This window comes from Kitasatospora sp. NE20-6 (assembly GCF_045862635.1).
This window is the reverse complement of record NZ_BPRL01000099.1, coordinates 21,651-28,110: the sequence shown is the minus strand read 5'-3', so window position 1 is coordinate 28,110 and position 6,460 is coordinate 21,651. Positions and strand designations below refer to the sequence as shown.

The 6,460-nt window shown below is 70.8% G+C and carries 5 protein-coding genes and 2 pseudogenes; 4 read left to right on the top strand and 3 right to left on the bottom strand.

Annotated elements, in window-relative coordinates; genetic code table 11:
* Positions 1-749: 749 nt before the first annotated feature.
* Both SNE206_RS37960 and SNE206_RS37955 read left to right on the top strand, forming a co-directional pair.
* On the top strand, positions 750-1,478 hold the full coding sequence (locus tag SNE206_RS37960) for a DUF6193 family natural product biosynthesis protein (RefSeq protein WP_407918152.1): 729 nt from the start codon (positions 750-752) through the stop codon (positions 1,476-1,478).
* Positions 1,479-1,620: 142 nt separating this feature from the next.
* Entirely contained in the window at positions 1,621-2,067 is a 447-nt protein-coding gene (locus SNE206_RS37955; protein ID WP_407918151.1) for a hypothetical protein, read from the top strand.
* Between the two features lie 76 nt (positions 2,068-2,143).
* Here the strand turns inward: SNE206_RS37955 and SNE206_RS37950 are convergent.
* Both SNE206_RS37950 and SNE206_RS37945 read right to left on the bottom strand, forming a co-directional pair.
* Positions 2,144-2,434 (bottom strand): annotated as a pseudogene (locus tag SNE206_RS37950) (M23 family metallopeptidase); the annotation flags it as partial.
* Between the two features lie 99 nt (positions 2,435-2,533).
* A pseudogene (locus SNE206_RS37945) lies at positions 2,534-2,812 on the bottom strand (peptidoglycan-binding protein); the annotation flags it as partial.
* Between the two features lie 610 nt (positions 2,813-3,422).
* On the opposite strand from SNE206_RS37945, the gene SNE206_RS37940 reads away from it, so the two are divergent.
* Entirely contained in the window at positions 3,423-4,673 is a 1,251-nt protein-coding gene (locus SNE206_RS37940) for a hypothetical protein (RefSeq protein WP_407918150.1), read from the top strand.
* Between the two features lie 250 nt (positions 4,674-4,923).
* Here the strand turns inward: SNE206_RS37940 and SNE206_RS37935 are convergent, their stop codons facing one another.
* Positions 4,924-5,820, bottom strand: a complete 897-nt coding sequence (locus tag SNE206_RS37935; RefSeq protein WP_407918149.1) for an alpha/beta fold hydrolase — start codon at positions 5,818-5,820, stop codon at positions 4,924-4,926.
* Between the two features lie 61 nt (positions 5,821-5,881).
* Between SNE206_RS37935 and SNE206_RS37930 the strand changes: the two genes are divergently transcribed.
* Positions 5,882-6,301: a MarR family winged helix-turn-helix transcriptional regulator gene (locus SNE206_RS37930; protein WP_407918148.1), complete on the top strand. Its 420-nt coding sequence runs from the start codon at positions 5,882-5,884 to the stop codon at positions 6,299-6,301.
* Positions 6,302-6,460 lie beyond the last annotated feature (159 nt).

Here is a 6,460-nt window from a genome sequence, read left to right as displayed (position 1 = left end):
CCTCTGCCCGCCAAGCCTGACGCCGCTGTCTACTGCGAGAATCCCCGCTGCGGATTCCCAAGCCACTTGGCCTCCGGTCCGCACGCGTCGGGCACCGGGGCCTCAGGGACCAGATCAACTGAGACAACACCCGACATTCAGGCTTCCGGGACCAGATCACTTGAGACGGGACAGGGGCACAGCCCCGCGTCGGTCAGGGCGGTGTCGACGGTGTCCAGATAGGTGTCCGTCCGCCGGGCCGTCATGTCGGTGATGTCGGTCTTGGGGTCCTCGTCCCGTGGCGGCCTCGGTCGGGCCGTGGGGGTGCCGCGCCGTCCGGCAGGGACGCCCGGCGGTGGATGGCGGCGCAGCATTGCCGCACTGAACCGGTGGTGGGCAGGGGGATCGGGCGGGAAGAGCATCGCTACGGTCGCGGGCCGGAGCAGCGGTCCGGCCAGGCGCGGTGCCCCGTAGGGGCGGTGCCGTGGCAGGGCGGCCCAGGGGGTCCGGTCGGTGACGGTGCTTGTGCCCGGGCCGGTGATGGCAGGATGAGGGCCGGCGCCCCGGGCCGTCGATGTGCCTGCTCGGGGCGCCACCATGCCGGGCACGCCGGGGCCGGACGGGGATCCACTTCGGGCAGATGCTCTTGGACCGCACACCAGGGTCCGCGACTGTGTCCTGTGTGCAGGAGCCTCTGAGATCCGCCCCTCATGGCTTCGTCTGGCGCCTGATCATCGCATGAACGGCCGCTCCCCCGGCAGAATGGAGACATGCCCTCCTCCCCGCAGGACACCGCCCCGGACACCGTCCCGGACTCCTCCCCGATACCGCAGAGCGGCGACGGGGATTTCCCGGCCGACCTGCTCCGCACGGCCGCAGAGCTCGGCCTCGGCCTGCCGGTGCCGGAGGAGATATGGGAGCACAAGGCCGAGTTCAGTGGTGCCGGCGGCCACCGGGCGGTCGTGCTCGCCCTTCGTGACGAGCGCGGCTACTGGATGCACTGCTACGAGCAGAGGGTCTGTCTCGCCACCGGGACGAGTTCGGACCCGGCCGCCGTGGTCACGGCCGTCGCGGCCTGGACGCGCGGCGCGGGCCTCGAACGGACCCGGGCAGCGGCCCCGTTCATCGGGTTCGGGGACTGGGCCCTGGAGCACGAGCGCGAGCCGTTCGGCGCCGTCGAACTGGCCTGGTGGCACAGGCTGGACCACGGCCGCGCGGCCCCGTGGGTCCACAATCCCCGCGCCCATGCACTCCTGGAAGCAGCCCACGCCCAGCCGGAACTCCGCCGGCTGATGCCCGTCACCAGCCACTTCATGCTCTGGTTCTCCACCCGCATCAACTACCCGTACGTCCGCGTCGGGTACTCGGTCGACCCGCATCACAGCGGGCAGTACCTCGTACGGGACCGGGGAGAGATCGTCGCGCGCACCGCCACCCCCGAGGAGGCCGTCGCCCTCGTCGTCGCCGCCCTGCCCAGGGACACCGGCCCCGCCACCTGACCCCCGACCCGGCGGCCCGCTCCCTCGACCCCATGGTCCGGCGGAACTTGGAGCAGGGGTGCGTGATCCGTGGCCCGGGAAAGGGGCTGCCAGGCGGTCTCCTGGGCATCTATCATCGGCTCCGTGATGTCGCGAAGGTCGGATGCCGCGTAAGTCCCCGCGCCTGCTGCGCGCCAGTCCTGCCGAGCGTCAACCGCACGGCTCGGTCAGCACGCTGCTGATCACTGCCTGTCCTGGGCCACCCGTTTGCAGTGCCGCACACACGTACCTCCATGTCGATGGCCTCGACTTGATCGCACGCAGTCACAGCGGCGCAGCCGGCGATCATCCGGGTCAGCTGCTCAGGCCGGGAGGTCCGCTCTATCCGACCGATCAAGCCCGGAGTGTGGATGTCGCGGCCCGTGAGCAGGGGTCCGAAGCCGCCTCGGCGGTCTGTATCCGGATCCGGCTCCGAGGCCGGACCGTGGTCTGGGGCGATCTGATGTACCCAGGTGGTGATGGCCGGGTCGTGGAGGAAGTTCGATTCGACCTGGCCCAGTACCTGGCTGCGATCGAGCAGGGCTACTCGCGATGGAGCCGTGGCGCATGACGCCTGCGGAGCGCGAGTCCTCCAGTGGCTACGCGAACCTGCAACGTGATCATCCGTCGGACAGGCCGCGGGGCCGCTACCAGGAAGGGGTGACGTCGGAGCCGAACCCCTTGCCTGCCGGACGCTTCTCGAAATGGAGGTGCGGACCGGTGGCGTTGCCGGTCTGGCCGACGCGGCCGACCTGGTCCCCGGCCGACACGTTTGCGCCGTTGCCGACATCGCGGTGGGACAGGTGGCAGTACCAGTAGTCGAACCCTCCGGCACGCAGCACGAGGAAGTTCCCGAAGCTGGTGTCGGTCCCGGTGCGGCTGATCGAGCCGTCGAGGACCGCCACGCACGGGGTGCCTTCGGGGGCGGCGTAGTCGGCGCCGGTGTGGTAGCCGAGGCTCCAGTGGGTCCCCTTGACGCGGTAACCGGTGGTGACCACGTGCCCGGGGACGGGCGAGGAGACGCGGTGCCCGTTGGTCGAGGGGACGTGGAGACGGTCCCAGGAGGTCTGGCCCGGAACGCCGTCCGCGGCGCTTCCGCCGAATCCGAGTTTGCGCTGCCAGGCGGCGTAGGACTCCCGGTCGACATCGCCCCACGCAGGGCCGGGGCCGACCTTGTAGCGCCCGCATCCTTCGTCGACCAGCCGTCGGCCCATCGAGGTGATGATCGGGCTCACCTGACCCGGGTGGAAGAATGCCGTCCCGGGGAATGCTTGCAGAGACATGTCCGGCTCCTTGGGTAGGGCTGGGGGATCGGAGTTTCTCCGGTGCCGGAAAGCGGAGTTGACGGCGGGCATGCCCTCGCGCGGGGGTGCAGTCCGCGCCGCCGAGCCGTGCCGAGCGGGACGTTCTCCCGCTGAACTCTCGTACTTCCACCGTGCGCCCGACAGGTGTGACGATGCAAACGCTGCGGGTGGCCGCCCGGAGCGGACGACGGGAGCGCGGTGCGCCCTATCCCGTGCCGAGGCTGTCGCAAGGCCCCGGTGGACGCATGGGTCCGCAGGTCATGGCGGGGCGGGGGTCCGACCGTCACGTACGCAACGGATGCCAAGGGCCTCGAAGTCCTCCCGCAGCCGGCCGGACATCCGGCACACCGGCGGCCGCGCAGGCAGGTCCTGGTCCACGTGCCGTGAAGTCGTGACTGGCGGTCACCGAAGCCTGCGGGGATGGCCGTTCGTGTGACTGCGACGTGCGAGCCGGCCATCGGCGCCCGGCCCGGTCCGGCCGCGATCCGAGGTGCGGCCACCGTTGTTGACGCGTCAATTCTCGGCGTTCCCACTATCACGGATATCTGCGCCGGACCATTTGTGGACGATCGGGGATCGACGCACGATGGTACCAGGGGTGTTCTTCGAAGGGGTGTTCCGGATGGCTTTGTCCTATGACGAACTCCGTCATCTGTCACGCGAGGCGGAGTTCCAGGAGAGCGACATCGACATCGCCGCCGCGGTCGCCATGGCCGAGTCGACCGGTCGGCCGGAGGCGGTGGGCGACCAGAATCTCGCCGACGCGAAGTGGGGACCGAGTATCGGCCTGTTCCAGATCAGATCGCTCCGGCGGCCGCAGGAGTTCGGGTTCCCCGACAGTCTGCGGGTGGAGGAAGCCCTGTACGGACCCACGTACAACGCCAAGGTCGCACGGGCCATCCACACCCAGGCGCACGGCTGGTCGCCCTGGTCGACGTACACCAGCGGCCGGTACCTGGACTTCCTGCCGAACGGCACCGGGGGCGGGATCCGCCCGTCCACGTCCAAAGTACGCAGGTGCCTGGAGATCCTGCTGGGCGAGGCGGGGTACAAGGAGGGCCCGGACAACCACAACAAGTACGCCAAGGAGCTCATCGCCGCCGGCAAGGCACCGGCGGGCTGGCAGAACGTGGCCTGGTGCTACGTCTTCCAGTCCTGGGGCACCTGGAAGTCGGGCCTGGAGGACTACTGCAAGCTGTCCGCCTTCTGCCCGGACGGCGTGACGTACTACAAGCACAAGGGCTGGTGGTCGGATTTCCCGATGATCGGCGCCGAGGTCTTCTACGGCACGGCCGGCGAACAGTGGGGTGCCGGCGGCTCCCACATCGAGCGGGTCCACCGGTTCGACCAGGAGCACATCTGGACGATCGGAGGCAACACCAACCTCACCGGGGCGAGCAACGGCGACGGCGTGTACAAGCGGGGGCCGATCCGCCGCCGCGAGGTCAGGGTGTACGGGTACGGCTGCCCGCCGTTCCCGGAGGGACGGCTCTCCGCCGATCCCCGCTGGGGCGGGCTGACCTCGGCCTCGTACACCGATCTTCCGCGGGCCTCGTCGGACACGGACGGCCAGGACCCGAGGCCCTGGGTGTACCTCGGCCAGCTGGAGCACGCCATCGCCGCGGACGTCCAGGCACCGACCGGCCACCGCTCGTACAGCTGGGAGCAGGTGCTCCTGGTCGAGAAGGCACTGGCGGACGAAGGGCTGCTCGATCCGCGGTGGGCCGACGGATCGTGGGGCACCCTGACGCTGAAGGCCTACGCGGCGTGGCAGGAGCACTGCGGCTTCACCGGAGCCGCAGCCGACGGCCACCCGGACCACGAGTCGATGCGGAAGCTCGCCGACAAGCACGACTTCCGCGCCGGCAACTGACACCACGCCACCCCCGGGGAGGCCTGTGCGCCCGCTACGCCGCCTACGCCCTGTTCCGCCGGGGTGTCCAGGGGCGTCAGGCCGTCACCCTGCGCAATCCGGCCGGCGACCTCCTGCAGGGCGACGGCACGGGCCGTGACGTCGTCGCGCTCGGCGACTTCGACAAGGATCATGATCTGCGTTCCTTGTCGGCGAGGCCCGGGTGGGGGCACGGTACGTCCCCCCGGCTGATCGCCCGCGGCCCATCGACTCAGCGCGGTGCCGGACCGGCAGCCCCGGTGCCGCCCGACTCCGGCACCTGCTCCGGTACCTGCCCCTGTACCTGGTTCTGTACCTGCTCCTGCACGGGTGACCCGGCGTCGACGGATCGGGGAGTCGTCCGGCGCAGCCGGGTCTCGATCGCGGCGTGGGTGGCTTCCGGCTGTTCGATCTGCGGGAGGTGGCCCGCCCTGGGGATGACTTCGAGTCGTCCTTCGGGGAAGGCGTCTGCGTAGGCCGCGCCGTAGGCGGGGGTGACGATGCGATCGCTCTCTCCCCAGAGCAGGAGGGCGGGCACCTCCACGCGTCCGAGCCGGCGCAGGAGCTTGGGGTCGTGCATGTAGGGGTCGCCTGCGAGGACGCGCATGGTTGCCGCGTTGGCCTGCCGGCGGGAGAGTTCGTCGCCCGGGACGGCGGCGGGGTCGAGGTGATAGCGGTCCGGGTCGTGCCAGGAGTGCTCCGCGACTCCGCGGGGGTCGAGGGCGAAGAAGTCGGTGATCGGTTCCGTGTCGACGTGCACGCCGACGGCGTCGATCAGGACGAGGCCGGTGATGATTCCCGCGGTGTCGCGCACGGCCATCTCGGCGGCCGTCCAGCCGCCGAGGGAGGAGCCGACGACGAGGACGTCGTGGAGCCCGCGGTCGTGCAGGAGGTGCAGGTAGGTGAGGGCGAGGTCGTCGATGCCGGTGAGCCATGCGGGGCGTCGGGTGCCGTCCCAGCCGGGGTGCACGGGTGTGATGGTGTGTGCGGTGCGGGAAAGGTGCCGGGCGAGGCCGGCGACGGTGGCGGGGCCTCCGCCGCCGTGCAGGATCAGGACGGGCCTGCCGGTTCCGGCTTCGGACAGGGTGAGGGGCAGGTCGGCGTACACGGCCGTGGTGTCCAGGTGCATGCCCCCACAGTAACTAAATATCTTTATATAAGCTAGCTTGGTCATGACGTAGACTCGGCCCATGCATGGTGAGCTGCAAGAACTCGGCAGAGCCGTCAAACAGGCCCAGTACCGCCAGCACCGGGCGCTCGACACCGCCCTTTCGGCGGTGGGCACGACGCTGGCCCAGTGGGACGCCCTGCGCGCGATCAGCCGCTCCCCCGGGGCGTCGGCGCGCGAGCTGGCCACGGCGACGTTCCAGACCGAGCAGGCCTTCGGAACGCTGGCCGGCCGCCTGACGGCCCAGGGTCAGGTCGAGCGCCGCCCGGGACACGGCCGACGCATCGAGCACCACCTCACCCCCGCCGGCGAGCAGGTCCTGACGGCCGGCCACACGGTCGCCGACGAGGTGCTCGCCGCCTGCTTCTCCGGCTTGACCGACACGGACCGCACCACCCTCCTCGACCTGCTCCGGCGCCTGACCGCAGCACGGGACGCGTAGCGCCGGCTCCCGCCGCCTGTCGGCCGGACCGGGGCACCACCACCCGTCAAGAGCCCCGTCGCAGGTACCGCCCACGGCGGCCGCCGGTCGCCTTCAGCGGCATGCGCACCTCCCTGCCCGCCCGGTCCGGCGCCCGGACCGGGGACGAGGTGCACGCGA

Excerpts from the sequence above, each read along its gene's own strand:
- SNE206_RS37960 (WP_407918152.1), top strand. The coding sequence starts at position 750 with ATGCCCTCCTCCCCGCAGGACACCGCCCCGGACACCGTCCCGGACTCC.
- SNE206_RS37930 (WP_407918148.1), top strand. The coding sequence starts at position 5,882 with ATGCATGGTGAGCTGCAAGAACTCGGCAGAGCCGTCAAACAGGCCCAG.
- SNE206_RS37935 (WP_407918149.1), bottom strand. The coding sequence starts at position 5,820 with ATGCACCTGGACACCACGGCCGTGTACGCCGACCTGCCCCTCACCCTG.
- SNE206_RS37955 (WP_407918151.1), top strand. The coding sequence starts at position 1,621 with ATGCCGCGTAAGTCCCCGCGCCTGCTGCGCGCCAGTCCTGCCGAGCGT.
- SNE206_RS37940 (WP_407918150.1), top strand. The coding sequence starts at position 3,423 with ATGGCTTTGTCCTATGACGAACTCCGTCATCTGTCACGCGAGGCGGAG.